Below are 26,461 nucleotides of genomic sequence, written 5' to 3' on the forward strand. Positions count from 1 at the left end.
CTCACGGACTCGCTAACGCTGCGCTATCAGTCGCGGGTCTGAATCCCCGACTGATTGTTCGCGCTTGCGTCTCGTAGAGAAGACCACCAAATCCTAGATTTGGAGGGGGTTTTAAACTTAATTTAATTAATTCTGGGCGATACCTTCTTGACGCGCTGCTTGTTGTACAGCAGCAGCAACAGCATTGACGACTCGCTCATCAAAGACTGAAGGAATAATATGTTCCCGATCCAAATCTGAGGGCTTGACTAAAGAAGCGATCGCATTTGCGGCTTCTAAATACATTGTGGTGGTAATTGTCTTTGCCCGACAATCTAAAGCACCACGGAATACCCCAGGAAAAGCTAGGACGTTATTGATTTGATTGGGGTAATCACTGCGACCGGTGGCGATAACAGCAACATCTTTACTAATTAATTCTGGCTGAATCTCTGGAATGGGATTTGCCATTGCAAACACAATTGGATCTTTCGCCATTGAATGCACCATTTCTGGTGTCAAAACTCCTGGTGCGCTGACTCCAATAAATACATCAGCCCCTTGCATCGCACCCGCTAAGGTACCTTGAGCTTTCACGGCAAATTCAAGTTTTTCTTCTGTCAAATCGGTACGACTAGTAGAGATAATCCCTTTAGAATCGCACATCCAGATTTTTTCTGCCCCAGCTTTACGGAGTAACCGCGCGATCGCTACTCCCGCCGCCCCAGCACCGTTAATCACGATGCGGATTTCTGCCATTGCCTTATTTACCAGTTTTAGAGAGTTAAATAACGCTGCCAAGGTGACAATGGCGGTACCGTGCTGATCGTCATGAAAAACGGGGATATCTAACTCTTCGCGCAATCTCTTTTCAATTTCAAAGCAGCGAGGTGCAGCGATATCTTCTAAATTCACACCCCCAAAAACTGGCGCGATATTCTTAACTGTCTGGATAATCTCTTCTGTATCTTGGGTTGCCAGACAGATGGGAAAAGCATCTAGCCCCGCAAATTCCTTGAATAGCATTGCTTTGCCTTCCATGACTGGCAGAGCAGCAGCTGGGCCGAGATTCCCTAATCCCAAAACCGCACTACCATCGGTAACAATGGCAACAGTATTTTGTTTGATGGTTAACTTGTAAACTTCCTCTGGATCTTGAGCGATCGCTGTACAAATTCGACCGACTCCGGGCGTGTAAGCCATTGCTAGATCGGATACACTCTTCAAGGGAATTCTGCTAGTAATGCTGATTTTGCCACCGCGATGCAAATTAAAGGTGCGATCGTAGACACTGAGTAACTTGATATCTGGCAATACTTTCACTGCTTGCACAATGGTTTCAGCATGTTCGGTACTAGCAGCATCAACGGTAATATCGCGGGTGGACTCTTTGCGGGTTTGCTCGATTAAATCGATTTGACCGAGATTGCCGCCAGTAGTTGCGATCGCCTGAGTTACGGATGCTAACATTCCTACACGATTGGGAATCTGCAAGCGCAGTGTCAAACTAAAACTAGAATTCGGAGTTAGGTTTGCCATGTTGATTTTGGATTTTAAGTTTTAGATTTTATATTGAATTGAGACATAAACTAAAATTTGAGAGTTGTAGTCAGTAGAAATACAATGAATATTAACTCTGGAGATAACCGTCACTAGTTAGTTTACTCACTGCTCACAGTTTTGATAATTATTTTTATTTATACCAATGCATTTACTAATATAGATGAGTAACAATTTAGTAATTGTACCCAAATACACCAGATATTTTTTTAAAATTTTATCTATGTAAATATTTGTATAACTATAGCTTCATACAAAAAGCGCCCTCTAGACAGAGAGCGCGGCGAATTTTAAGTTACAACTAACCGTGTATTGCAGGTGCGTAGGCGTAGCCCGTCGTAGACATCGTTGCCACAGGTACTGCCTCACCAGCAGCCAAATCTAGGGGGAAGTTGTGAGCATTACGCTCGTGCATCACTTCTATACCTAAATTGGCGCGGTTTAGCACATCTGCCCATGTATTAATTACACGACCTTTAGAATCAAGAATTGATTGGTTAAAGTTGAACCCGTTGAGATTGAACGCCATCGTACTGATGCCCAATGCCGTCAACCAGATACCAACTACAGGCCAAGCTGCTAAGAAAAAGTGCAAAGAACGCGAGTTGTTAAAACTGGCATATTGCCAAATTAACCGCCCAAAGTAACCGTGAGCCGCGACGATGTTATATGTTTCTTGTTCTTGACCAAACTTGTAACCATAGTTTATGGATTCAGCTTCTGTTGTCTCTCTGACTAGAGAGGAAGTCACCAAAGATCCGTGCATTGCACAGAAAAACGCACCACCGAACACCGCCGCTACGCCCAGTTGATGAAATGGGTGCATGAGGATGTTATGCTCGGCTTGGAAAACGAACATGAAGTTAAATGTGCCGCTAATTCCCAGAGGCATCCCGTCAGAAAAGCTACCTTGACCAATTGGATAAATTAAAAAGACAGAAGTTGCAGCAGCTACAGGAGCAGAGTAAGCTACGCAAATCCAGGGACGCATTCCCAGACGATAGCTTAACTCCCATTGCCGACCGAGCCAGCAGAAAATACCAATCAAAAAATGCAAGACAATGAGTTGATAAGGCCCGCCGTTGTAGAGCCATTCATCCATTGAAGCAGCTTCCCAAATGGGGTAGAAGTGCAAACCAATGGCATTAGATGTGGGTACAACAGCACCGGTGATGACGTTATTGCCGTACAATAAAGAACCAGAAACTGGCTCCCGAATTCCGTCAATATCAACGGGTGGTGCAGCAATAAAGGCAATAATGAAACAGATGGTAGCGGTTAATAGGGTAGGAATCATTAAAACACCGAACCAGCCGATATAAAGCCGATTGTTGGTGCTAGTAATCCATTGACAGAAACGATCCCACAGTTTGCCGCTTTCGCTTCTTCCTAGAGTTGTGGTCATAGCTGTGTTGTTTATAAATCGCTGATAACAAACTTTCCCAATTTTCAAGAATTGAGAATTAAGCTGTTTTCAAAGACTTTCGCTAAATACCTTCCCCCTAATCGCCGGGACTCTCTGGAATTACCTCACACCAAAAATGCTGTTAACTAATTTCCCAAGGGAGACTGTCTGAAAAAAGGGAAAACTTTCCCGGCTTCTAATATCACGTTTTACATTAATAATTTGTATTTTTCAAGACATTATTTTTAAGTTTTGCTAAGTTAAACCCTCAACAAAGTCAGCGTGTGCTTTTGAATTTAACCCTTGTTGCAGCACTGCTAAAACTTTCGTCATATCCCCTGTAATTAGCGAGGTAACAGCTAACCACAAGCCTGGAAATATCCTACTTTTAATTACACAATATTCACCATTTTGCAAACAGAACCAGTCGAGTTTATTCTCTAAAGTCTGCCAGACGATATATTCCTGCACTCCATTGCGACGGTAGGCGCGTTTTTTGTCGTACAAATCAATAGATGCACTACTAGCTGTCACTTCTGCGACTAATTCTGGTGCGCCCAATACAGTTCGGATAAGCATTTTTCATTTTCCTTGTGGTCTGGGTAAAGGGTAAGGGGTAAAGGGGAAAGGATGTATTCAAAACATGAGTCCCTTTCCCCTTTACCCTTTAACCGAACCGTATTGCTGGTGCGCCTTCGTTGCTGTATAACGACGCTCAAATTCGTGGCGGGTTAAGCGATCGCCACTTTCTAAGGGAGGGATAGAAGCGTTATTATTTAAACCATGTTCTACAGAAGCCGCCATTACCTGATTCCTCATCCACAGGAGTCGTAGCTTGAATCTAACATCGTGAAGCCTCATGTTTTCGAGAAGCCGCCAAGAGTAGGTCTACGCAGACAAGAAGTTTCTTAATGTAACTGTCTATACTAAAATTGGATAATTCTAGGGAATATATCCTGTCCAAACTTGTTTGGCAGGGTTAGACAGTGGGTTTTTCTAATGAAAAAATTTCTGAGATACCTGGGTTTAGGTTTGCTATCTACCTTTTTGACTTCTACACCCGGATTGGCAGCTGAACGCATTAGCTTTTTTTATCCTCCCTTCGGCGAATTCTCGTTATCGGTGGACTCGCTAGAAACTTTTGCCAAAGTTGGGAAAATCGATCAAGATTTTTCATTTTATGCTAGCCGTGCTACTCCTCAACAACTCGCTCAACTGCGGGATCTGCTCCAGCAAAGGTTCAATATCACTCCTACTTTAGTATCTCAAGTCACTTACTCACCGATCGGCGAGGAGGTAGTGCAACAACTAGGAAAATTACTTCTCACTGAGTCTCGACAGAACGGCTTCTATGCCATACGCGCCTCTTTGATTTTGGCTGCTGCCGATCGAGAGGGTTTAACGGTGGTGAATTTGCTGCGGAAATTTCCTAGCAATACTATGCGGGTGAATTTCACAGAAGGGTTAAGGATAGTTGATGACTTATCACAGTTGCTCAAGAAAAAGGATGAAGTTGTAGCTTCTCTTCAAAAAGAAGCGATCGCTCAAGCAGCCAATTCAACTGTTGACTTCTCAAAACAACCAGATTTGCGATCGCCAGGAAAATTCCGTTGGCAGAAAAAAAGCCTGGAGTTAAATGACGTTTCTCGCTCACGCCGTCTACCGGTAGATATCTATTTACCTACAACTCAAAACTCAGAACTCACAGATCAGAATTCTCAGTCTCCTCCCTTTCCCCTGATTGTCATTTCTCACGGTCTTGCTTCAGACCGCTCTACCTTTGTCTACCTGGCTGAACATCTAGCATCATACGGTTTTGCTGTTGCTGTACTAGAACACCCTGGTAGTAATGCCAAACGCTTTCAGCAATACTTTGCAGGTTTGGCAAGTCCACCAGAACCAGAGGAATTTATCAACCGACCTTTGGATATCAAGTATCTCCTCGATGAACTCCAGCGTCTAGAAAAATCTGATCCCACTCTCCACAGAAAACTCAATTTTCAGCAAGTTGGGGCGATTGGCCAGTCTTTTGGTGGTTATACCGTTTTGACTCTCGCAGGAGCAACGATTAACTTTGAGCGACTGCGCCAAGATTGTAATACCAATTATTCATCCTTTAATTTGTCGCTGTTGTTGCAGTGTGAAGCAAGTAAGTTACCCCAAAAAAATTATCAACTCAAAGACGATCGCATCAAGGCAATCATGGCGATTAATCCGATTGACAGCTTAGTTTTGGGTGAGGGCGGAGTCAGTCAAATTAAAATGCCTGTAATGCTGGTAGCAGGTAGTCAAGATATTTTCGCTCCACCTGTATTTGAGCAAATTCGCCCCTTCACCTGGCTTTCTGATCCCAATAAGTACCTGGCTTTGATTGAAAATGCCACCCACTTTTCAGCGATCGCAGAACCGACTCCTGAAAATGATATTTTACCTGTGCCACCTGCCTTACTGGGCCCCGATCGTGATGCTGTTTATTCCTATCTCAACGCCCTCAGCGTCGCTTTTATGGAAACCCATCTCCTCAACCGCCCTGAATACCGTTCCTATTTGCAGCCATCTTATGCCACATTTATCAGCAAAGAGCCCCTTAATCTCAGTATTTTACAGTCGTTATCGGTAGCTCAATTTAATCAAATCTGGAGTGCGTCAATTCCCCAGTCAACCAAACTATCAAATCCTCAACCTACCCCGCGTTAGTTATGACCGGGAGCATCGTGAAAAGAGCAGGGGAGAAAAGAGGATTACGTAAATATACGTGGGTGCGGTGGAAGGCAGAATATTAGAACTTACAGCAATGATCCCCAACTTCTGGCAGAAGTTGGGGATCTTGTTATTCAGGAATGATTTAAATTAGCAACACTACAAGTCTCAAAGATTACTTTGATAAACTCAAAGCTAAACCCAAACAAATTACTATTTACACTAAAGTTTCAGCAGATAAAATGCTGTTGTAATTTGCATTAAAAATGATGTATTAGCCCTCTTGGATTATTTACATAAATACAACCTCAGAAACGTTTGTTTTCAATAAATCAGTAAATATGCTGATAGAAATCTACGCTTTAATCAGTAACTCTAACTATTGCAAGCATAAACTCAAATTCTATATGTCTTTTTTGTTCCTAACAGATGAATTAGATATAACAATTGCCCGAAAAAAGACTATTTGTCAGGGAAGTGAGATATTTCTACTGAGGGATTTATAAAAACTTATTTAATAAAATATTTTATATATATATGCTTGTCGTTAAGAAGCATTAAGAAATCCTTATTAAAGAATATTGCAATACCTTGATTTAATTGCTAACGTGTGTATGACAACGATGCTGATGAACGCTCTGATCTAGGAGAGATAAAATCTATGAGCTATACCCATTCAGCCAAGTGTGTTAGGCTTTGACGGCTTAAAAACGAGAAATTTCTGCCTCGTATAGACAATTATGAGGGATTGCAGATTAACCAAGAGATATCTCGTTGCCAAAGGCTTAATTTCAGTTTGATTTCAATTGCAATAAATTATTTGTCTTACTTGATGCCGACAAGCAAATGAAGAAAGGGAAAGGGGGAAAGGTTAAAGGGGAAAGGGGAAAGGAATGAAATTTCCCCTTACCCTTTACCCCTTCCCCACAAATGCCAAGAAGTCTCTTGTGGGGAAAAGTTCTTTATGCTTTCCCCCTTACCCTTTCCCCTTTTCCCCTTTTTGGTAACTCTTGATTGTGTATATCGGCAATAACGAAGAGGTTGGTAAGACTTAGATTTTGGAGGATAAAACCAATGGAGATTCAAGGTAAAGTTGCCCTGATTACAGGGGCTTCACGTGGGATTGGACGAGCGATCGCTCTTGAGCTAGCGCAAGTCGGCATCAAGCGATTGATATTGGTCGCACGGGATCGCCAAAAGTTAGTCGAGGTAGCTAACGAAATCGAGGCGATGGGAACAGAAACTGCGATCGTGGCCTTAGATTTGACGCAGACAATTGAAGTAAATATCGCTGTTGCCCAACTCTGGCGCAATTTCGGACAGATTCACCTACTGGTTAATTGTGCGGGTGTCGCATACCAAAGCTCATTTTTGCAATCTAAGATGCCTCAAGTTCAAGAAGAAATTTCTGTGAACTTGTTAGGGATGTACAACCTCACGAGTCTGATCGCTCGACGTATGGTCAGCCAAAGGCAAGGGACAATCGTCAATGTATCGAGTCTGATGGGGAAGGTAGCAGCACCGACGATGGCGACTTACTCAGCTACTAAGTTTGCCATCTTAGGATTCACCCAAGCCTTGCGCCAAGAACTAGCTGAACACAATATCCGAGTCATTGCATTACTGCCTACCCTCACAGACACAGATATGGTGCGCGACTTAAAATTATTTCGCTGGGTGATCCCCATGACTCCCCAACAAGTAGCCAAAGCACTCGTCGCCGGTATGCAAAATGATTCACCAGAAATTCTAGTCGGGTGGCAAAGTCATTTAGCCGTATTGTGTCAACGCCTTGCCCCTTGGCTATTAGAGCTAATTTTACGAATCGCAACTCCGCCAGCATCAAGAAAACAACAGCCTGCCGAAAGACTCAACAAGCTGATCCCGAAACTGAATTTTTTAACCAGAATCCATCGTTTCGGTGATTTGTTCTTGTCAAGAACATGATTTATCGCGTGTCTGCACATAAATCCTAAATTTTTTAGTGCATCGCTTACCCTACTGGGGTCAATTGCCTTTAGCTAAAAGGTAAAAACGGAAATACCCGATCGTATAAAACAGATTGACTGTAATTAGCAATCCTTTACCCCAGTAGGTTCGTGTGGAAGAAAACAGGTAAATAGTTGCCCCTAGAACTAAGAGAATTTCTACCAAAGCTGCGATTGAGCCATAATGATTTGAGTCCCAATAAGAAACAGGGCTGATAAAACGGTAATTACTGAAGGGAAAAAAGTGTCGGTGAGCGTCGTTGTTATGGACTGGTAAATCTAAAAGAGAATGTAGCACCATACTGACGAAGCCAACTTCAATCAACTGCCAACTACAGATATGGGCAATCAATATTCCAAGCAGCGCTAGTGGAATTGAATGAAACGTACTGACCATAGCTTGCCAAAAAGGTTGATAATAAACTTCTGACCAAATCTGGCGGGTCGGTAGATGGTAAACAAACTTCATTAAAAAATAGAACACAAAGATGGGAATATCTGGTAAGACTGCGCCGATGATAATTGCCGGACTTGCCTGAGTTCGCAATTGTTGATTGAAAATCAGCAAGTTGAGAATAGCGTGACTTGGAGTATTCATTGTATATACGCTGAGTTAAGTATTATTAAATACAAACGCAAGTTTTATAGATATAACTCATATTGGAGCAACCAGAAATGCTTTCCTTCCCTACTACTCTCAGCAGTTTGCCCGAAATCATTGATGGCTTGCCGAATATTTCTGGTTGGGAAACAGAGGTTCTCTCTGTAGTTAACCACGATCAGCCAGTATTTTTACCAACAACAAATATCCGCCTAGAAGACGTAAATGCTGTGTTTGCGATCGCCTTACACATGCACCAGCCAACTATACCTGCTGGAAATGGCGGTACACTGATCAGCAATCTGCAATATATGTTTGAACATCCCAACGAGGGGGATAACCACAATGCAGATCCTTTTGCATATTGTTACAGCCGGATGGGAGACTTGATCCCCGAACTTGTAAGTCAAGGTTGCAATCCCCGTGTGATGTTGGATTACTCAGGTAATCTTTTGTGGGGATTGCGGCAAATGGGACGCAGTGATGTTCTCGATAACCTCAAACGGATCACTTGCGATCGCAACTATCAACCTTATGTAGAATGGCTGGGTACCATGTGGGGTCATGCAGTTATTCCTTCCACACCCATAGCAGATATTAAATTACATATCGTTGCATGGCAACATCACTTCGCAGCAATTTTTGGCTGGGAAGCACTAGCACGAGTCAAAGGCTTTTCGCCTCCAGAAATGCACCTCCCCAATCACCCTGATGCTCTCTTTGAATTTGTGAAAGCGCTAAAAGAGTGTGGATATCGCTGGCTACTCGTTCAAGAACATTCTGTAGAAACTCTTACTGGTCAATCTCTCACCCACAAACATTTGCCACATTGTCTCATTGCCCGCAATTCTCAAGGCGAAACTATTAGCATCACAGCTTTAATTAAAACTCAAGGTTCGGATACGAAATTAGTTGCACAAATGCAGCCTTATTATGAAGCTAAAACTTTATCCAAACAACAAATTGGTAGTGTTCTTGTGCCACCAATAGTTAGCCAAATTGGAGATGGTGAAAATGGTGGTGTGATGATGAATGAATTTCCTAGTGCTTTTAAACAAGCTTGGTGGGATATGGTCAATAATGGGGGAGGAAAATCAGGTGTTGTTGGAATGTGTGGTACAGAATATTTAGAATTTATCGAAGCTGCTGGATGCAAACCTGAAGACTATCCAACTTGTCAGCCAGTGGGACAACATCAGATTTGGGAGAGAGTTTCACCAGATAATTGCCAACCCGAAGCTGTAGAAAATGCGATTCAAGAATTAAAGCAAATAAACTCTAATTTTCATCTAGATGGAGCCTCATGGACAAATCATATCAGTTGGGTCAAAGGATATGAAAATGTGTTGTCTCCTATGTATCAATTAAGTAGTTCATTCCATCAAAAATTTGATCAATTACAGCAACTTAATTCAGCAGAACCTGTTACAAGACAATCTCACTATCGTAACGTTCTACTACACAATCTTTTGCTGCAAACCAGTTGTTTTCGTTATTGGGGACAAGGTGCTTGGACTGATCATGCAAGGGAAATTTATCAACGTGGCGAAAATTTATTGCACATAAATTGAACTGTAGAGTGCAATGGCTATGGATGAGTATTCAAACTCCAGAAATACTCTTGGGTTAAGGCTTTATCCTCACGAACCCTCCTTAAAAAGTAGATAATTAAAACAAGCTTTTTTAAGGGGGGTTATATCATTAATAACAAGTAAGTAAGTGGGCGTAAATAATTGTTGTTGGGATAGGGCAATAGGCAATAGGTATAAGGGTTTTAGCCTAGTTCATTTTCCTTTACATAGTTTGATTTTATTCTGCCAACTTACTTGTATTGGTTTATAAGTAAGCTGTATAAAACAATACATTTCGATTAAGCATCTCTTTCTTCTCTCTGCGTTCTCTGCGCCTTGGCGGTTCGTTAAAAAAACGACTTTGGTAACAGAGTTTTAGCCTTAACTGAACCGTATTGCGGTATAAATGAAAAATTAGCAATGATCCGAGCAATATCTGTTCGGATAATTGGGAAGGCTCAAATAATATTTAATTTTTTGGATTTTAAACTTATAAAAGCATGACTTGGTGCTGATTTTAAATTTAGTATTTGAGCGATTGTTTATTGAAAAAATTGTTAATACATGGATAAATTTCCTAATTGCATATAAATATATATATGCTGTTAAAGCAGAGGTAATAGTATTTCAAATTTTGTACCTATACCAATCTGGGAATGGAAATTTAATTTACCGCCATGTCTCACAGTTATGATTCGATAACTTACTGCTAAACTAGTATTTTTACTATTCTTTGTTTCCAGAGAAAAAGACTCCATAATCTGCTGTTGCAATTCTTGAGACATTCCAGGGCCATTGTCAGCAATGCGAATTAATACCCAACGAGAATCTGGTGCATTTGGATTGCTTGCTTCTTGTGATATAACTTCTGTAGTAATCTCAATTCGAGGTTTTTGAACAGTATTTTTATCTTCTAAATGCAACTGCTGTCTAACCGCTTCATTGAGCAAAATATCTACAACTTCGCTAAAAATATTCATCAAAACTTGGTTTAGCTGCCCTATAAAGCAATAAACTGGGGGTAGCTGACCGTAGTATTTGACTATTTCAATTTCTCCTTGAAGACGGCTATTAATTAATAAAATAATAGTATCTATACTTGCGTGTAAATCTACTGGTTTTGGATAGAGTTCATCGATATGACAAAAGTTTTGTAAACTAGTAACAAGCTTTTTTAATCTTTCCGCGCCAGTACGGATACTTGCAAGCGATCGCGACAAATCTTGTTCTAAAAAATCAAATTCAATATCTTCTTTAATTTGATTAATTGCCTGAGAAACTGATGGTAACTCTTGATCGTAAGTAGCTATTAGCTTGAGTAAATCTTGGCTGTAGGTAGAAACATAAGTTATATTCCCCCAAATAAAACCCACTGGATCTAAAATTTCGTGCGCTACGCCGTCTACCAAACGTCCCAGATTTGCCATTTTATCATTTTGAATCATTTGAGCTTGGCTGCGTTCATAGCGCACCAGATTGTCGATTCCTCGAATTTGCCAAGAAATAATATTCAATTCTTGGACATCTAACAATCTATAAGCCCCAGATTCTGTGTGTACTACAATTGGTTCTGCTAATAATTCTGGCGATCGCTTTAAGCTAAGTTGCATCGCTGTTAAAATCGATGTTGTATCAGCAAGCAGCAATATTGGTATCCGTGCATAGCTGTAAAGAACGGCTAATGGTTGCTGAACCAACAACTCTTGTCCATAAGGACGAATCAAAAATTCCAGCAGCCGCCGCCGCGAAATCATCCCAATGAACTTTCCCTGTTCTACCAAAACTACTCCTGGTAGCAGGGGGTACTTTTCTAAAAAATTAGCCACTTCCATACCAGTGTGATTGATTTCCACTGGGAAGTTGTACATTGGAAGTTCTTGGAGGGTTGAATCTAAACCCAGATCGCGATCGCTACCAACAGACAAAAATGGCGGTGAGATTTGGCAACTAAATTCTTCTGACACTAGACACCCTGATTTTTACAAAGATTGGGTAAACAATAAGTTAATATTTTACATTCTGCCACCCTCGAAATCCGGTTTTGGTTTAGGTATCTAATAAGACTAGTGGTATGTCAGGGTGAAAATTGTTCTCAGGCGGCTACAAGTAATTGGCGGGCGATTTATTAATGAAAGCAATTTAGAGAAAAACTGCCTCCTGCCTCCTTCAAAATCTTGCTGATGAATATTTAGAGAGCGATGTCTACGACGGGCTACGCCTACGCAAGCTAAACTAAAAATAATCTTTACGAAGAGTGCAAAGGTAGCGTTATGACCTCTGTAACCAATCCACTCAACGCCCTCACTCCTTTCCCCTTCCCGGATCATACTCAACTTCCTGAGTCCGATGGTACGTTCGTGTTCGCGGAGCGTGCCGGAGGCAAAAATTGGCAAGAGCATCCCCAAAGCATCTTACTAACTGAATCTATTACACCTATCCTTAAACAATTAAATCCTGAAGGTGAATACTGTATAGGGCAAGACTTAGGCATTTACTGGCGCTTAACCGATCCCCCAGAAAAAGGCGCAGAAGCACCAGATTGGTTTTATGTACCGAATGTACCATTTTTGCTCAATGGGCAAACGCGACGTTCTTATGTGTTGTGGCGAGAGTTTATTGCCCCGTTGATTGTTTTAGAATTTGTCTCTGGGGACGGTAGTGAAGAACGGGATCAAACTCCTTTGAAGGGTAAATTTTGGATTTATGAGCAAGTCATTCGTCCTCCCTTCTACGGCATTTATGAAGCGAGTAAAGCTAACCTAGAAGTTTATCATCTGATTGAAGGACAGTATCAGATTTTACCAGCAAATGAACGAGGACATTATCCCATTGTTGCTTTGGGTGTTGAATTAGGCTTATGGCAGGGAGTTTATCAGAATGTGGAATTACCCTGGCTGCGTTGGTGGGATTTACAAGGTAATTTGTTGTTGAATGGCGATGAAAGAGCCGAACAGGAATCTCAAAGAGCAGAACAGGAATCCCAAAGAGCAGAACAAGAATCCCAAAGGGCAGAACAGGAACGCCAAAGAGCCGATCGCCTAGCTGCCCAATTGCGATCGCTCGGCATTGAACCAGAAGCCGGATATTTTACTAAGAATTACGAATTAAAAAAGGCTGGTGTAAAAGAGTCATCTGTGGCTTAATTTGTTTAGACACAAATTTTACTGCTACCAGGGTAATCACGATGACAAATAAACCTCCTTCCGAACCGGAGTCATCCCAAAGAACTGCCCTTGGCTTTGATGAATTTATAGCCATTCTGGTTGCCTTCACCACTATCGGAGCGATTCTTTTTTGGTCATTGTCTCGCAGGGATTCTAGCTGGAACTTGAACGGGCTGCTATCGGCTTCTTCCACTCCTTCGCCTAGTGTTCAACCAAATCAAGTATTGCCTTCCCTTAATTCCAAGGTAGAACCAAATGTAGTCCCTAAGACAGTTTTGCCCTATTCTCCACCGGAGGCTGTTGTTGAACCCAAGACATCTTCATTGCCAACTAACAGCGCCGCTCCTTCCCGTGCAGTTTTACCATCTGCTCAGGTAATCCCAACTCAACCCCCACAAACACCTGTACCCTCTTCAGCAGTACTTGAGTCATCAATTAAATCATCAGCGCTACCTTTAGTAACTCCAGCAAAACAAAAATCTATTATTCCGCCGCCAATTGCATTTAACGATGTGCCCAATAACTTTTGGGGTCGGCGTTTTATAGATGTTCTTTCTTCTCGTAGTATTCTCAAAGGGTTTCCTGATTATTCTTTTAGACCAAATCAGCCTGTAAACCGTGCCGAATTTGCTGCGATTGTGCAAAAAGCCTTTGACCAAGAACCGTCTAAGACTGCGATCGCATTTGAAGATGTACCAACAAAATTCTGGGCAACTCCAGCAATTGACCAAGCCATCAGTGCCGGATTTCTCAAAGGCTACCCGAAAAAAACCTTCAAACCACAACAAGATATTTCACGAGTGCAAGTTTTGGTTGCCCTTGTTAGTGGGTTGAATTTGAAAGCGCCCACTTCGCCAAATCAGATTTTAAGTGTCTACAAAGATGCTAAAGATATTCCACCTTATGCTATCAGCAAAATAGCTGCTGCTACAACCAATGGTCTGGTAGTTAACTATCCAAACCCACAAATTCTTGCTCCCAACAAAGTAGCTAGTCGGGCTGAAGTTGCGGCGATGATTCATCAAGCTTTAGTAAAACGGGGCAAGTTGCAGGCAATTTCATCTCCAAGTATAGTGCGATTGTCCAGTGCATCTCCAGAAACTTCGCGCACTCCAAAGGTTAAATTGTCTTCAGGAGGCTCGTCTCGGTGAGCTTGCGAGAAAAGTGTTCAACAAAGAAGCAGAGGAAAAAGATTCTTAGCGATCCTTTATTCCTCTGCTTCTTGGCCAACCCCTTGCAGAAAATTCAAAATTCAAAATTAGAAATTCAAAAATTTTTGATTTTGAGAAAAGTCTGAGCTAAGGCTTCCTTAGATCAGACTCAGAGGGTGATTTTGAATTAGATTATTTGCGTAGAGTCTTTGCAGGATAAGCGATATTTAGATATCAAGCTTCTGGAATTTTACCAACCACTTGTGATTTTAGAGTGGTGATTTCACTAGTTAACTCTTTCCTAGTTGAGGCTTTGAGTAAATAGCGGTAAACAAACCAGGCAGAGTAACCAATCCCTATCAACTCAAAAGTAGGCGCTACTAAAGGGATATCATTCAAAGCATCTAATATTGCCAAGAGTACTTTAACACCAACAATTGATCCTACAATTAAACCAACTGTTACCAGAGGTTGCTTATATTCATTAAAGAAGCCTCCCACATATTCTGGCAATGTTGCTAAAAATGTAGAAACTTGCTCCCCGTATTTTAGCCATTCATCTTGAGACTGTGCGGGAGGCTGGACTTTTGTGATGGTTCCCGTTTGGGTGTTGATCTCTGCCACTGTAGTTTCTTTGGATGCGGTTTCAGTAAAATCTTGTTCTGGCATTTTCACTCCCATTAATTTGACAGTTGAGTTTTTCTAATCTGGATAATTGCAACCAAAAGGCTGTTGGTTAGGTAATGCACAAGTGCATCAGTACAATTGATTAAAGGGCACAAAAGGGTTTTAGTGTCCTTTAACTATAATTGCCCCGTAATATCTACTGCATCAACTACAAGGTAGACAGTCAGTAGGAGGATAGAATTCAGAAGGGAGTAGGATGTATTATAATCGTCCTTCTGGGTTCTTTTCTAAATCAACTGGAATCCTCTGGTTGTGATTATCTCATTCCGTGTCATTTGTTCATAATCGTACTAAATCTAAGTACAAATCAGGCAAAATCAGCCCACCTCTCATTTATATAAGCCTAAAAGCCGATTTTAGCCAATATTAAAGCTATCTTAAGCCTGGTTCGTCAATTAACGCATTCGTATTGATATTAATACGTAATAAAAGTTTTTGTGTATTCACATCGACTAGACTTTCAACCTATTTTATGATAAGCGTGCTGGTGATTGGGGATGAGGCAGAAATAACCAATGCCCCATGCCCCATAATCAAACCTTTTGTTTTTTTCCTGATTGTATTAATTTTATAAGGAAGCAGTAAGGTAGACTAGTGGCTTACCTGATGTCAAGAACTAATTGCTATCAACTGTATATTGAGGAAAGTATTGTAGTAAGGAGAAGACGGTCTCAGATAGGTCTTTAGTTCGGGAAATTATTTGTTACTGTTGAAAAAAGTGAATTCGGTTCGCTATCAGTAAGTGTACTTAGCAACATTGCTATCAAAATAACTCGTAGTATATGAGTTTATGCGAATTATCTACTAAGCAATGATTTGCTGTTGCTATAAAAGAAGATAATGTAAATGTTAATAACCAATTAAACTGTTTGTACAAGCTAGACTGATTTGGTAATTTTTGCGGGAAGGCAAGGAGGTTTGAGAAATGCCAACTCAAAAGCCAACCCTTATCGATAGCAGTTCAGAAATCAAAAAAGTGTCAGCCGAAGAGCCATTGACAGACGAACTACCGACTATAGAATTTCCCTCACGAGGGAAACTCAAAGCCAGTTCTTGGCGCATCCATCAAAAAATTGGCTATGGGTACTTTGTAGCTATCGGGATTGGCTTTTTTGGAGCGCTAACTGGGTTAGTGATTGCCAACTACTACCGGGGTAGAGAAGTAAGGCAATTCAATCAAGCTTATGAACAAGGACAACTACTGAGTAATTATAGAGATGCAGTAGTAGGGGCGCAATTACATAGCTCTAATCTAGTTGCTGTATTAGAAAATTCACAGCAACTACAAACCAAAAAAGCTGATTTTTTGAAGAATGTTGAAAAAGCCAAGCAATTAGAGTCAAAAATTTCTGGATTTATTGACAGTAAACCTAAAAGACTAGCGGCAACAAGTTCGACTTTACAGACGCTATTGCTAGATTACAAGAATAATTTAAAAGCTTACGTTGACCAAATCGAGGCTGTCTTACAAAAAATTGACTCCCAACCAGCGCAGCCTCAGCAGATTTCTGCTGCCCGATCGCAGTTATTGACAATTATGCGTGGTGAAACAGCCATGCGCCTAGATCAGCTTTCTGAAAGTTTGGCTAACATCCTGCAAACTGCTGAAGATCAAGAGCAAGAAAGGCAAAAAGCCGTTGAGCAGGCAAAAATAGTTGAGCGATTTATCGTAATTATCAGTATGCTCGTTTCGGTGGCGATCGCAGCCATTGTAGCTTGGCGTACCAGTCGAGCGATCGCTGAACCAGTTATCACCGTCACCCAAGTAGCTGAACAAGTGGCGCGGAAACATAATTTTGATTTGCGAGCGCCCGTCACCACTGAAGATGAAATTGGCCTACTTGCCAAATCTCTAAATCGTCTGATTGAGCGAGTATCTGAGCGAACCAAAGAACTACAACAAGCTAAAGAACTAGCCGAAGCTGCTAGCAAGGCAAAAAGCGTATTTTTAGCCAATGTCAGCCACGAATTACGCACACCATTAAATGCTGTCATTGGCTTGAGCCAACTTCTAGAAGACGACGCTACCGATCTTGGTTTATCAGCAGACTTTATCACCGACTTAGAAACAATTAACGCTGCTGGTAAGCATCTACTGCACTTGATTAACGAAATCCTCGACTTGTCAAAAATTGAAGCGGGGAAAATGACTCTCTATCCAGAAACATTTGAGATTGCGACGCTAATTAATAACGTCGTTCTCACAGTCAAACCAGCTATAGAAAAAAATGCCAATGTTTTAGAAGTGCATTTTGATGAGCAACTTGGCACCATGTACGCCGATCAAACTAGGATGCGGCAGGTGTTGTTAAATTTACTAAGCAACGCCAGTAAGTTTACTACAAATGGCAAGGTGACGCTGACAGTCAATAGAGAAAAGGAGGAATTACGACTGGATGCTCCTTTGGGTATGATTACTTTTACCGTTACCGACACAGGTATAGGTATGTCTAACCGTCAACAGCAGCAGTTATTTCAACCTTTTACCCAAGGAGATACTTCGACTACGAAAAAGTATGGAGGTACAGGGCTAGGCTTGGCAATTAGCCGCCACTTTTGTCAGATGATGGGTGGTGAGATTATTGTCAAAAGTCAGCCGGGACTTGGTTCTACTTTTACTATTCGTCTGCCAATGACTGTGCAGGATTAAAATTGGGAATTGGGCATTGGGCATTGGGCATTGGGCATTGGTTCTTCTTTCTCCCCCTGCTTCCCCTGCCCCCTGCCCCTCATCTTCCTCATCTCCCGAACTAAGTAATAATAGTTACTTTCCCTGTATCCAAGTCGTAACGACCGCCCACAATTTTCAATTTACCTGACTGCACCTGCTCACTTAAAAGCTTTGATTTTTGCAACCGTTCAATTTGATATTGCACATTTGCCACCACAGCATTTTCAACCGCGTCACCTGGCTGATCTTTGACCTTTTTCAGGGCTGGCTTAATTGCCTTCACAAACGTACTAATATCACCGGGTAACGATTCCTTTTGTACAGCTGCGGTTACAGCCCCACAACGTTCATGGCCCATCACCATCAACAGTGGAGAACCTAATAAAACAACGGCATATTCAATACTGCCGATCGCTTCATGTGTGGCAATATTTCCGGCAATCCGAACATCAAAGATATCCCCGATGCCTTGATCGAAAACAATTTCTGCCGGTACTCGTGAATCAGCACAACTAAGAATAGTTGCAAATGGATGTTGAGCTTGAGCAACTTCCTGCAACCGCAGCGCAGATTGATCGGGGTATTGGGGGTGATGATCGATAAATCGCTGATTTCCCTCAATCAGCTTTTGTAATGCTTCATCGGGACTGAGAGATTCAGGGGAATTTGGGGGGATTTCGGCAGCTTTAGCCTGTTTAACCTGCCAGAGTAAATCGCTGGCAGTTAGCATCATTCCAAAGGCCCCAGTCATTCCCAACTTCAAAAAGTCACGACGTTCCATGAAATGCTTCATTGAATTTATAACTCTCTTAAATCGACGCGATACATCTGACAGAGCGAATTTCCATCACATCGGAAACGTAGCAAGTACCTCCGAACTTATTGAGGAGTGGTCTGAGATTTTCGACAACAGGCTTGAGTTGTTCTGGCATACAAAATGCGAGGATGTAAACATTATCAAGCATGGTCATGTCTAAATCTTCTGTCGTTCCTCGTAATCCTTTACCAACAACATTGCGGATTACGGCATGGCTATGTACACCAGACTTGTCTAAACTTTCTAAAATTTTGGCAAGCTCAAAGGAGTTGGCAATAATTTCTATCTTTTTAACTACGTGCATATTATTACCTCCAAAATAGGTTAATTCCGTAGAGATATAGCGGAATTCCCACAATAATATTGAACGGAAATGTGACTGCTAAAGCGGTAGAAACATATAGGCTGGGATTTGCTTCGGGAACAGTCATCCGCATCGCCGCCGGGACAGCAATGTAAGAAGCACTGGCACACAATACAGCGAATAACAGCGAATTTCCCGGAGGCATACCGATGAATTTGGCGATCGCTAACCCAACGCCTGCATTGAGTATAGGAATTAGTATGGCAAATAAAATCAGGAAAACTCCGGTTTTTTGCAAGTCTTTAATTCTTCTGGCAGCAACCAGTCCCATATCCAGTAAAAAGAAGGTGAGAATGCCATAAAACAACCCTTGAGCAAAGGGTTCTAATACGTGCCAACCACGTTCTCCTGTCAAGACACCGATTAACAGGCTACCAACTAGGAGAAAAACTGAACTATTAAGAAATGCTTCTTGCAAAACTTCTGACCAAGCAAACTCTCGCTTTTCATCGGCGGTGAATATACTCACCAAGATCAGACCAACAATGATCGCCGGAGATTCCATCAGGGCAAGAGCTGCTACCATGTAACCATCATACTGAATACCAAGCTCACTAAGAAAAGCGCCAGCAGTGATGAAAGTGACGGCACTGATAGAACCGTAGGTTGCAGCGATCGCAGCCGCATCGTAAGTATCCAATTTCCACTTCAGGATAAAAAAGGTGTAAATTGGAACAACACAAGCCATCATCATTGCTGCTGCGAGTGTTAGAATCACTTCTTGATTAAGTCCGCTTTTGATTAGTTCTACCCCTCCTTTAAAACCAATGGCAAACAGCAGATACAACGAAAGGAGTTTAGGCACTGGTGGGGGAATTTCTAGATCGGACTTGACAAAAACCGCAGTCATGCCTAAAAAGAAAAACAGAATTGGCGGATTCAAAATGTTGGATACAATTAAGCTCAGATCCATGTCCACCCATCCTTGTATTGGTTAAACCTGAAATTAAAGAAATTTTTCATCTTTAAAAACTTAACGGTTGAATCGTGATGTATTGTGTATTGCTACCCCATATCAATTGGGTACTCAAGGAGTGAATTGTCCTATTCGTGACAATACTTATTGATTAGGTGTTAAACAGTGCTGAGAACAGAAAAAGTGAGAGCTTGTCCAACATTTTTTGATGTTGGATTCCCCGTCGCTGATCTTACGACAGAAAGTGTAGGGAGAACTCGCGATCAACGTATTTAGCGTATAAAAAATTAACGTATTGTAGGGGCAATTCATGAATTGCTCCTGCGCAAACCTTGCTTAAATCCAAGGATTTTTTGATTTACAACAGTTTTGTAAATCCTGCTTGCTCAAAATGACGGTCAGAAAAAACTTTTGTCAAGGTTATGATTCTCGCTTTGGCATTCCATAAAGATAATAGACATCTCGGAAAATGAATGTAGAGACGTAGCACTGCTACGTCTCTACAAGGATTCTGGATACACGCATATTTAATTTCTGGAGATGTCTAATGGTCATGCTGGTGTGCTAAATCACCAATATCTGTATCAACTGCACAGTTTTTAATCAACTGCCTCAGCTTATCCCAATCTGAGTCTTCTGGCATTGCTGGCTCAGGTGTGCGGTTTTCTTCGACAAACACAATTATCACTGACTGCCCCTCATTCCCTTCAATTGGTTCATTAGGATGAACTACACCGTTTTGGAATGTGCCTTTGACTGACAGCATAGCTTTCTCTTGCTTCTACATAAATCATGATAGAGTACCATTCTGGTTAAGAAGATTGCCACACAATCTTTATTGACCAAGTTTCGTTAAGATATTGTAACCTGGGCAATAGCGACTCTCTATTGATGTGACACCAGGCAATCGCTTTTTCACATCCATGACAACAACCATCGACTTTCTCAGTCACCTTAACCCTAGTCAACGTCAAGCTGTCGAACACTACTGCGGGCCGTTGCTAGTTGTTGCCGGCGCAGGTTCCGGTAAAACACGAGCGCTGACTTATCGCATTGCAAATCTGATTCTGAAACACAAAGTTGATCCAGAACATATCCTGGCGGTTACTTTTACCAATAAAGCCGCGCGGGAAATGAAAGAACGGATTCAACGGCTGTTTGCAGAACAACTGGCAATGAAACAACATGGTCAGCGATTGGATTTGTTGACAGAATACCAACAAACGCAATTGCGATCGCAAGTTTACAAAAACACGATCAAAGATTTATGGTGTGGCACTTTCCACAGTCTATTTTCTCGCATTCTCCGTTTTGATATTGAAAAATACGTAGACGAAAAAGGACGCAAGTGGAATCGTAATTTCTCTATTTTTGATGAATCAGATGTAATGACTCTGATTAAAGAAATCGTTAATAAAGAGCTAAATTTAGACGATAAGAAGTTTGATGCCCGCTCTGTTCGCTACGCTATTAGTAATGCTAAAAACCAAGGTTTATCACCTCAAGAATTTGAGCAAGACCAACCAAATTATCGCGGACGGGTAATTGCCCAAGTATACAATTTATATCAAGATAAGTTAGCCCAAAACAACGCTCTCGACTTTGACGATCTTATTCTTGTACCTACGAGATTATTTCAACAAAACGAGCAGGTATTGGGTTACTGGCATCGCAAATTCCGTCATATCCTTGTAGATGAATATCAAGATACTAACCGCACTCAGTATCAACTGATTAATTTATTAGTTACTAATGGCGAAACCAAAAAGAGCGAATGGCAATGGGAAAATCGCTCAGTTTTTGTTGTTGGCGATGCAGACCAATCAATTTACAGCTTTCGGATGGCAGATTTCACCATCTTGCTAGGATTTCAGGAAGACTTTGGTGATGGTTTAGTAGATGATGATACCCGAACGATGGTTAAGCTAGAAGAAAACTATCGTTCTTGTGAAAACATTCTGCAAGCGGCTAATGAACTGATTGAAAATAACACCCAACGGATTGATAAAGTCCTGAAAGCGACGCGGGGGACGGGTGAACAGATTACTTGTCATAAAGCCGATGAAGAACTTGCAGAAGCGGCATTTGTTATTAATCAAATTAGTACTTTAGAACAGCAAAATCCAGAGTTAAACTGGGGTAGTTTTGCTATACTTTATCGGACGAATGCCCAATCTCGTCCCTTTGAAGAATTGTTGGTGAAATATCAAATTCCTTACACAGTTGTGGGGGGAATGAGGTTTTACGATCGCAAAGAAATTAAAGATGTCGTTGCTTATCTAAGAGCGATAAATAATCCAGCTGATACAGTCAGTTTATTACGAGTTATTAATACTCCCCGGCGGGGAATTGGCAAAACCACTATTGACGCTTTGATGAACGCATCTCAGCAATTAGGGACAACTTTATGGGAAATACTCAGTGATGAAACATCAGTTAATACATTAGCTGGACGGGCGACAAAAGCTGTAAATAACTTTGCTGCAATGATTAGCCGTTGGCAAGGACAAGTCGCCACGCTTCCGGTGACTGAGGTTTTGCAAGGAATATTAGAAGATTCTGGTTACGTTCAAGACTTGATGAATCAAGGCACAGATGAAGCCACAGATCGGGTACAAAACGTCCAGGAACTTTATAACGCTGCATTGCAATTTCAAGAAGAAAACGAAGAGATTTCCCTGCGAGATTTTTTAAGTAGTGCCGCCCTCAGTTCCGATTTAGATAACTTAAAAGAAGGACAAACAGCCGTTTCTTTGATGACTTTGCACGCTTCCAAAGGTTTGGAGTTTCCCGTAGTCTTTTTGGTGGGATTAGAACAGGGGCTATTTCCCGGCTACCGATCGCTAAGTGATCCCGCATCTTTGGAAGAAGAACGCCGCCTGTGTTATGTGGGAATTACTCGCGCCCAAGAGCGGTTATTTTTATCACACGCGCGGGAACGTCGTTTGTATGGTTCTCGTGAACCAGCCATGCGATCGCAATTTCTCGACGAGTTGCCAGAAGAATTATTATCTACTAAACGCGCGAGTCGTCAAAGCTATACTAAAAGTGCCTCTACTTCTAGTGAAAAACAAGACGCAACCCAGACTTGGCAAGTAGGCGATAGAGTATTACACAAGACTTTTGGTCTGGGTGAAATCACTCATGTCTTCGGAACAGGTAATAAAATGTCTGTAGCAATTAAATTTTCCAGTTTGGGACAAAAAATTGTTGACCCAAGAGTAGCGCAGTTGCAAAAAATTTGAAAACAAAGCCACAAGCCATAGAACCCCGATTTTCCAATAAGTCGGGGTTCTTGTTTTTCATATTTTAATTTCTTCAAAGTGTTCAACAGTAGGAAATGGCTCATAAAAATGATGCAGAAGTTTTTTCCACTCTTGATATTCAGCAGAATTTCTAAATCCTAAAGTATGAGATTCTAAACTTTCCCATTTTACAAGTAATAAATATTTACCTTGGACTTCTATACATTTATGCAATTCATGGGATAAATATCCGTCCATTGAGGAAATAATTTTAGAAGCTTTTTTGAAAGTAGCTTCAAAATCGAATTCTAGCCCAGATTTGACATTAAGAATAACTGCCTCAAGAATCATAAAATTTTGCGGTGACAATTGGACTAATGTTATTTAGTATAACTTTAAGCATATTTACTCTTAAAAATATGGGTATTAACTTTATTTTTAAAGATGAACTGATTTTCTAAGCCAACCTTTCAATAAATTATATGTATTTTAAAAAGTGGGAAAAGTAGGAAACGTAGGTTGTTTTATTCTAATTACTAAATATTTGTGAGATCAGTGGTACTATACTTCTTGCTTGCTCAATCAAATAGAACTTATTTTAAAAGTAAGTGCTTTTAAAGTAAGTTCTATTTGGGCGCAATATTTCCTAAAAATGCGTGTTCTATATTTCAGGCATTGCTATTAAAAAGACGAGAAAATCAAAGACTTTCTCAGATATTTTCTATGGAATAAAGTCAGAACTACAAAGTTTTATAGACATTCCATACAAATTTTAGTAGGCATAAATTCGGTTATTTTTTAGGCTCCATCTTTATAGCCGAATTTTATTGTGTGAAGTAAGAAAACTGATCCAGCATCAAACTTAACAGAGGAACTTTGACGATGAAAATACAAAACTTATTTACAAAGGCTTTCTGGTTAACATTGGTTCCTATCACAATCATGGTTGTGACTATTTTCAGGTTAAGCCCTAGTTTGGCTCGTTCCACAACAACACCGCCAGTTCAACTATCAACAGAGGAAGTGACTATAGCCCATAATTCAGCAGGAAGGTCTCTCTATAACAGATTAGGAGGCTACAATGCAATTGCCGCAGTCATTGACGATTCCGCAGGAAACATATTTGCTGACCCATTGATTGGTAAATACTTTATTGGCTTGAGTACCAACTCAAAACAGCGGCTGCGTGAGTTGCTGATAGCTCAATTCTGCCAAGCAGCAGGTGGCCCTTGTGTCTATACTGGGCGGACTATGAAGCTTTCTCATAGTGGAATTGGTGGAGGTCTCACTAACGGTGAATTTTATGCTTTTGCTAATGATATAGCGCTAGCCCTTGATAAAAACGGGGTCAAGCAAGCAGAGAAAAACGAAGTGCTGGGATTTGTCAATAGTCTTAGAGACCAGATTGTTGAAAAGTTATAGACAGGGGTGACGAAAGATTGTTTACCCAAAAGTAGCACAGTTGCAATGAGTAGAGTGATACAATCGCAGAACCCCGATTTTTCAAAGAAGTCGGGGTTCTTATTTTTCATATTTCAATTTCTTCAAAGTGTTCAACAGTGGGAAATGGCTCATAAAAATGATGCAGAAGTTTTTTCCACTCTTGATACTCAGCAGAAGTTCTAAATTTGACAGTATGAGATTCTAAAGTTTCCCATTTTACAAGTAATAAATATTTTCTTTCGACTTCTATACATCTATGCAATTCATGGGAGAAATATCCATCCATTGAGGAAATAATTTTAGAAGCTTTTTTGAAAGCAACTTCAAAATCGGATTCCAGACCAGGTTTAACAGGAAGCATAACTGCCTCAAGAATCATATAGTCTTTGGTGAGAATTAAGCTAATGTTAACGCGATGTGCAACTTAATATTCTGACCTCTCTCCTTTTAGGCTGTTTATTACCCGTGGTTAGGAACTTGCGTGAGAATAAAGTACCAGTAAACCGAGTTTCGACTGCGCTCAACTCTCGATGGCTGAGGGTTGAGCGCAGTCGAAACCCGTCTGGTTGGGATACTATTAACCCGCAGATCTCTTAGTTGTTTTGTTGCTAAACCGCCAAGTCATTACTATTGCAGCGATCGCTAAACCAATAGCTAGTCCCCACCAAAGACCAATAGCTCCATACCCCGATGAGATTCCAAAAGTATAACCAGTGAATAAACCAACGCACCAATAAGCAAAAATACCAATAAACATAGGAATTCGAGTGTCTTTTAGTCCGCGTAATGCTGCCCCCGCAGTAACTTGCACACCGTCAACTATTTGAAAAATCGCTGCCACTCCCAGCAATTTCACTGCAAGGGCAACTACATCTGCATTGTTTGGATCGTTAATGTCAATATAAAGAGAAATAATTGACTTTGGTACTAACCAAAATGTAATGCCTACCACACCCATAGATAGACCTGCAATAGCAATACCTACATATCCAGCCAGACGAGTAGCAAGCAGTTTATTCTGTCCAACTAACTGCCCAACACGTACTGTTGTCGCTAGAGAAATGCCTACTGCCATCTGGAATGATATCGAAATTGTTTGTAAAGCAATTTGATGGGCAGCAAGAGCGTTTGTTCCTAATTGTCCTATTATGAAAGTAACAACAGTGAACAGTCCCCCTTCGACTGCAATCAGCCCCCCAATAGGCAATCCAACCTGAAAAATCTCACCAATGATCCGCCGATACTCTAAGGAAAAAGCTTTTTTAGATAAAGGTCGAAAAATACCGTAAACTGCAAAGCGAGGCTGATTACATATATAAACTATTAAAGCAACAAACATACTCCAAAGTGAGAATGTGCTTGCCCAACCGATACCAGCTAAACCCAGCGCGGGAAATCCCAGTTTGCCAAACATCAGCACATAGTTAGCTGTGAAGTTGAGCAGAGTACCCAAAACCACAGTTACCATCACTAATTTCGGTTGCAATAGAGCAGAAAGAAAGCTTTTAAGTACTGCAAAGCCTAAAGCAGGAATAAAACCGAGTGCGATCGCTTTTAAATAAATCTCTGCTAGTGCTACTGTGTTAGCATTCTGCCCTAGTAGAAGTAGTAAAGCACCTCCATTGTAAATCAGCAATGTAGTTGGTATTCCTAGTACCAGAGATATCCCTAGTCCAAGGCGGACAATTGTGCCAACTTTTTCTCTATTTCCAGTCCCGTATGCTTGGGCAGCTAACGGACTGACAGCAGAAAGGATACCACTAACAATCAACAGACAAAAACTAAAGATAACAACTCCCAAACCTCCAGATGCAATAGTCTGACTTCCCAACCAGCCCATCATTACCGTATCCACAAAACCAGTTGCAGATTGCGCCAATTGTGCTGTTGCCAAAGGTACAGCTAACACAAGACATTTTTTAACTTCAGAAAACATATACTTATAACCCCATGTTAAGAACAAAGGGTTTTTCCAAAATCTAAACCCATGTGCAGAAGATGCTTGCTGCTTCTGTGAACTTTAATATATCTTAATGGAGTAAGAAGATTCGCGTTACAGTCTTACGGAGGAAAAACTAATGGGAGACTATCAACGGAATATTTTAGTTGCTCAACTGTAACTCCTTTGCAACTAGCAACAAAGTACGCCCCAGTCTAAAAATAAGGCTTTTTGTAAAAGTATTTTATATAGCATCTGGT

At 41.1% G+C, this 26,461-nt stretch carries 20 protein-coding genes and 1 pseudogene; 8 read left to right on the plus strand and 13 right to left on the minus strand.

From position 1 onward, the window contains the following. Positions 1–126: 126 nt before the first annotated feature. From H6G86_RS03285 to H6G86_RS40115, 3 genes and pseudogenes are all read right to left on the minus strand, one after another. Positions 127–1,518: a malic enzyme-like NAD(P)-binding protein gene (locus tag H6G86_RS03285; protein WP_190933085.1), complete on the minus strand. Its 1,392-nt coding sequence runs from the start codon at positions 1,516–1,518 to the stop codon at positions 127–129. 322 nt (positions 1,519–1,840) lie between these two features. Continuing rightward, on the minus strand, positions 1,841–2,944 hold the full coding sequence (gene psbA / locus H6G86_RS03290; RefSeq protein WP_190933086.1) for a photosystem II reaction center subunit D1: 1,104 nt from the start codon (positions 2,942–2,944) through the stop codon (positions 1,841–1,843). Positions 2,945–3,199: 255 nt separating this feature from the next. Continuing rightward, positions 3,200–3,748: pseudogene (locus H6G86_RS40115) on the minus strand (Uma2 family endonuclease). Between the two features lie 195 nt (positions 3,749–3,943). Between H6G86_RS40115 and H6G86_RS03305 the strand changes: the two are divergent. Both H6G86_RS03305 and H6G86_RS03310 read left to right on the plus strand, forming a co-directional pair. Beyond that, positions 3,944–5,641: an alpha/beta hydrolase gene (locus tag H6G86_RS03305; RefSeq protein WP_190933087.1), complete on the plus strand. Its 1,698-nt coding sequence runs from the start codon at positions 3,944–3,946 to the stop codon at positions 5,639–5,641. Positions 5,642–6,718: 1,077 nt separating this feature from the next. Further along, positions 6,719–7,591, plus strand: coding sequence for an SDR family NAD(P)-dependent oxidoreductase (locus H6G86_RS03310; protein ID WP_190933088.1), 873 nt, complete (start codon positions 6,719–6,721; stop codon positions 7,589–7,591). Between the two features lie 60 nt (positions 7,592–7,651). Here the strand turns inward: H6G86_RS03310 and H6G86_RS03315 are convergent, their stop codons facing one another. Continuing rightward, positions 7,652–8,230, minus strand: coding sequence for a hypothetical protein (locus H6G86_RS03315; RefSeq protein WP_190933089.1), 579 nt, complete (start codon positions 8,228–8,230; stop codon positions 7,652–7,654). Between the two features lie 77 nt (positions 8,231–8,307). Between H6G86_RS03315 and H6G86_RS03320 the strand changes: the two genes are divergently transcribed. After that, a complete protein-coding gene (locus H6G86_RS03320; protein WP_190933090.1) occupies positions 8,308–9,804 on the plus strand; it encodes a polysaccharide deacetylase family protein in 1,497 nt (498 codons plus the stop codon). A 605-nt stretch (positions 9,805–10,409) separates the two neighbouring features. On the opposite strand, the gene H6G86_RS03325 is transcribed toward H6G86_RS03320, so the two are convergent. Continuing rightward, on the minus strand, positions 10,410–11,768 hold the full coding sequence (locus H6G86_RS03325) for a sensor histidine kinase (protein WP_190933091.1): 1,359 nt from the start codon (positions 11,766–11,768) through the stop codon (positions 10,410–10,412). Between the two features lie 306 nt (positions 11,769–12,074). Here H6G86_RS03325 and H6G86_RS03330 point away from each other — a divergent pair, with 306 nt between their 5' ends. Both H6G86_RS03330 and H6G86_RS03335 read left to right on the plus strand, forming a co-directional pair. Continuing rightward, positions 12,075–12,947: a Uma2 family endonuclease gene (locus H6G86_RS03330; RefSeq protein ID WP_242064664.1), complete on the plus strand. Its 873-nt coding sequence runs from the start codon at positions 12,075–12,077 to the stop codon at positions 12,945–12,947. Between the two features lie 41 nt (positions 12,948–12,988). Further along, positions 12,989–14,119: an S-layer homology domain-containing protein gene (locus H6G86_RS03335; protein WP_190933092.1), complete on the plus strand. Its 1,131-nt coding sequence runs from the start codon at positions 12,989–12,991 to the stop codon at positions 14,117–14,119. 234 nt (positions 14,120–14,353) lie between these two features. On the opposite strand, the gene H6G86_RS03340 is transcribed toward H6G86_RS03335, so the two are convergent. Next, entirely contained in the window at positions 14,354–14,788 is a 435-nt protein-coding gene (locus H6G86_RS03340; protein ID WP_012407766.1) for a CAAD domain-containing protein, read from the minus strand. A 943-nt stretch (positions 14,789–15,731) separates the two neighbouring features. Between H6G86_RS03340 and H6G86_RS03345 the strand changes: the two genes are divergently transcribed. Next, on the plus strand, positions 15,732–17,456 hold the full coding sequence (locus H6G86_RS03345) for a sensor histidine kinase (RefSeq protein WP_190933093.1): 1,725 nt from the start codon (positions 15,732–15,734) through the stop codon (positions 17,454–17,456). A gap of 100 nt (positions 17,457–17,556) precedes the next feature. Here H6G86_RS03345 and H6G86_RS03350 read toward each other — a convergent pair whose 3' ends face one another. The 4 genes from H6G86_RS03350 to H6G86_RS03365 all read right to left on the minus strand — a co-directional run bounded on the left by H6G86_RS03350 (position 17,557) and on the right by H6G86_RS03365 (position 20,340). After that, the gene (locus H6G86_RS03350; protein WP_190933125.1) at positions 17,557–18,258 is read right to left on the minus strand and encodes a carbonic anhydrase; all 702 of its coding nucleotides are present in this window, start codon (positions 18,256–18,258) and stop codon (positions 17,557–17,559) included. A 28-nt stretch (positions 18,259–18,286) separates the two neighbouring features. Further along, positions 18,287–18,598 carry a P-II family nitrogen regulator gene (locus H6G86_RS03355; protein WP_190933094.1) on the minus strand — a complete coding sequence of 104 codons (312 nt, stop codon included), beginning with the start codon at positions 18,596–18,598 and terminating at the stop codon, positions 18,287–18,289. 4 nt (positions 18,599–18,602) lie between these two features. Next, positions 18,603–19,571: a sodium-dependent bicarbonate transport family permease gene (locus H6G86_RS03360; protein WP_190933095.1), complete on the minus strand. Its 969-nt coding sequence runs from the start codon at positions 19,569–19,571 to the stop codon at positions 18,603–18,605. A gap of 547 nt (positions 19,572–20,118) precedes the next feature. Next, complete coding sequence (locus H6G86_RS03365) at positions 20,119–20,340, minus strand: hypothetical protein (RefSeq protein WP_190933096.1); 222 nt, start codon at positions 20,338–20,340, stop codon at positions 20,119–20,121. Positions 20,341–20,497: 157 nt separating this feature from the next. Here H6G86_RS03365 and pcrA point away from each other — a divergent pair, with 157 nt between their 5' ends. Then, positions 20,498–22,819 carry a DNA helicase PcrA gene (gene pcrA, locus H6G86_RS03370; RefSeq protein ID WP_190933097.1) on the plus strand — a complete coding sequence of 774 codons (2,322 nt, stop codon included), beginning with the start codon at positions 20,498–20,500 and terminating at the stop codon, positions 22,817–22,819. Positions 22,820–22,876: 57 nt separating this feature from the next. On the opposite strand, the gene H6G86_RS03375 is transcribed toward pcrA, so the two are convergent. Beyond that, complete coding sequence (locus H6G86_RS03375) at positions 22,877–23,170, minus strand: antibiotic biosynthesis monooxygenase family protein (protein WP_190933098.1); 294 nt, start codon at positions 23,168–23,170, stop codon at positions 22,877–22,879. A 531-nt stretch (positions 23,171–23,701) separates the two neighbouring features. On the opposite strand from H6G86_RS03375, the gene H6G86_RS03380 reads away from it, so the two are divergent. After that, the gene (locus H6G86_RS03380) at positions 23,702–24,241 is read left to right on the plus strand and encodes a group I truncated hemoglobin (protein WP_190933099.1); all 540 of its coding nucleotides are present in this window, start codon (positions 23,702–23,704) and stop codon (positions 24,239–24,241) included. A gap of 106 nt (positions 24,242–24,347) precedes the next feature. Here H6G86_RS03380 and H6G86_RS03385 read toward each other — a convergent pair whose 3' ends face one another. Beyond that, complete coding sequence (locus H6G86_RS03385) at positions 24,348–24,641, minus strand: antibiotic biosynthesis monooxygenase family protein (protein ID WP_190933100.1); 294 nt, start codon at positions 24,639–24,641, stop codon at positions 24,348–24,350. Positions 24,642–24,839: 198 nt separating this feature from the next. Beyond that, a complete protein-coding gene (locus H6G86_RS03390; RefSeq protein ID WP_190933101.1) occupies positions 24,840–26,198 on the minus strand; it encodes an MATE family efflux transporter in 1,359 nt (452 codons plus the stop codon). Positions 26,199–26,461 lie beyond the last annotated feature (263 nt).

The organism is Nostoc sp. FACHB-133 (assembly GCF_014698055.1).
Classification (GTDB): Bacteria; Cyanobacteriota; Cyanobacteriia; order Cyanobacteriales; family Nostocaceae; genus Nostoc.

Excerpts from the sequence above, each read along its gene's own strand:
- H6G86_RS03355 (WP_190933094.1), bottom strand. The coding sequence starts at position 18,598 with ATGCACGTAGTTAAAAAGATAGAAATTATTGCCAACTCCTTTGAGCTT.
- H6G86_RS03330 (WP_242064664.1), top strand. The coding sequence starts at position 12,075 with ATGACCTCTGTAACCAATCCACTCAACGCCCTCACTCCTTTCCCCTTC.
- H6G86_RS03340 (WP_012407766.1), bottom strand. The coding sequence starts at position 14,788 with ATGCCAGAACAAGATTTTACTGAAACCGCATCCAAAGAAACTACAGTG.
- H6G86_RS03350 (WP_190933125.1), bottom strand. The coding sequence starts at position 18,258 with ATGGAACGTCGTGACTTTTTGAAGTTGGGAATGACTGGGGCCTTTGGA.
- H6G86_RS03305 (WP_190933087.1), top strand. The coding sequence starts at position 3,944 with ATGAAAAAATTTCTGAGATACCTGGGTTTAGGTTTGCTATCTACCTTT.
- H6G86_RS03310 (WP_190933088.1), top strand. The coding sequence starts at position 6,719 with ATGGAGATTCAAGGTAAAGTTGCCCTGATTACAGGGGCTTCACGTGGG.
- psbA (WP_190933086.1), bottom strand. The coding sequence starts at position 2,944 with ATGACCACAACTCTAGGAAGAAGCGAAAGCGGCAAACTGTGGGATCGT.
- pcrA (WP_190933097.1), top strand. The coding sequence starts at position 20,498 with ATGACAACAACCATCGACTTTCTCAGTCACCTTAACCCTAGTCAACGT.
- H6G86_RS03345 (WP_190933093.1), top strand. The coding sequence starts at position 15,732 with ATGCCAACTCAAAAGCCAACCCTTATCGATAGCAGTTCAGAAATCAAA.
- H6G86_RS03360 (WP_190933095.1), bottom strand. The coding sequence starts at position 19,571 with ATGGATCTGAGCTTAATTGTATCCAACATTTTGAATCCGCCAATTCTG.
- H6G86_RS03335 (WP_190933092.1), top strand. The coding sequence starts at position 12,989 with ATGACAAATAAACCTCCTTCCGAACCGGAGTCATCCCAAAGAACTGCC.
- H6G86_RS03380 (WP_190933099.1), top strand. The coding sequence starts at position 23,702 with ATGAAAATACAAAACTTATTTACAAAGGCTTTCTGGTTAACATTGGTT.
- H6G86_RS03365 (WP_190933096.1), bottom strand. The coding sequence starts at position 20,340 with ATGCTGTCAGTCAAAGGCACATTCCAAAACGGTGTAGTTCATCCTAAT.
- H6G86_RS03320 (WP_190933090.1), top strand. The coding sequence starts at position 8,308 with ATGCTTTCCTTCCCTACTACTCTCAGCAGTTTGCCCGAAATCATTGAT.
- H6G86_RS03390 (WP_190933101.1), bottom strand. The coding sequence starts at position 26,198 with ATGTTTTCTGAAGTTAAAAAATGTCTTGTGTTAGCTGTACCTTTGGCA.
- H6G86_RS03375 (WP_190933098.1), bottom strand. The coding sequence starts at position 23,170 with ATGATTCTTGAGGCAGTTATTCTTAATGTCAAATCTGGGCTAGAATTC.
- H6G86_RS03315 (WP_190933089.1), bottom strand. The coding sequence starts at position 8,230 with ATGAATACTCCAAGTCACGCTATTCTCAACTTGCTGATTTTCAATCAA.
- H6G86_RS03285 (WP_190933085.1), bottom strand. The coding sequence starts at position 1,518 with ATGGCAAACCTAACTCCGAATTCTAGTTTTAGTTTGACACTGCGCTTG.
- H6G86_RS03385 (WP_190933100.1), bottom strand. The coding sequence starts at position 24,641 with ATGATTCTTGAGGCAGTTATGCTTCCTGTTAAACCTGGTCTGGAATCC.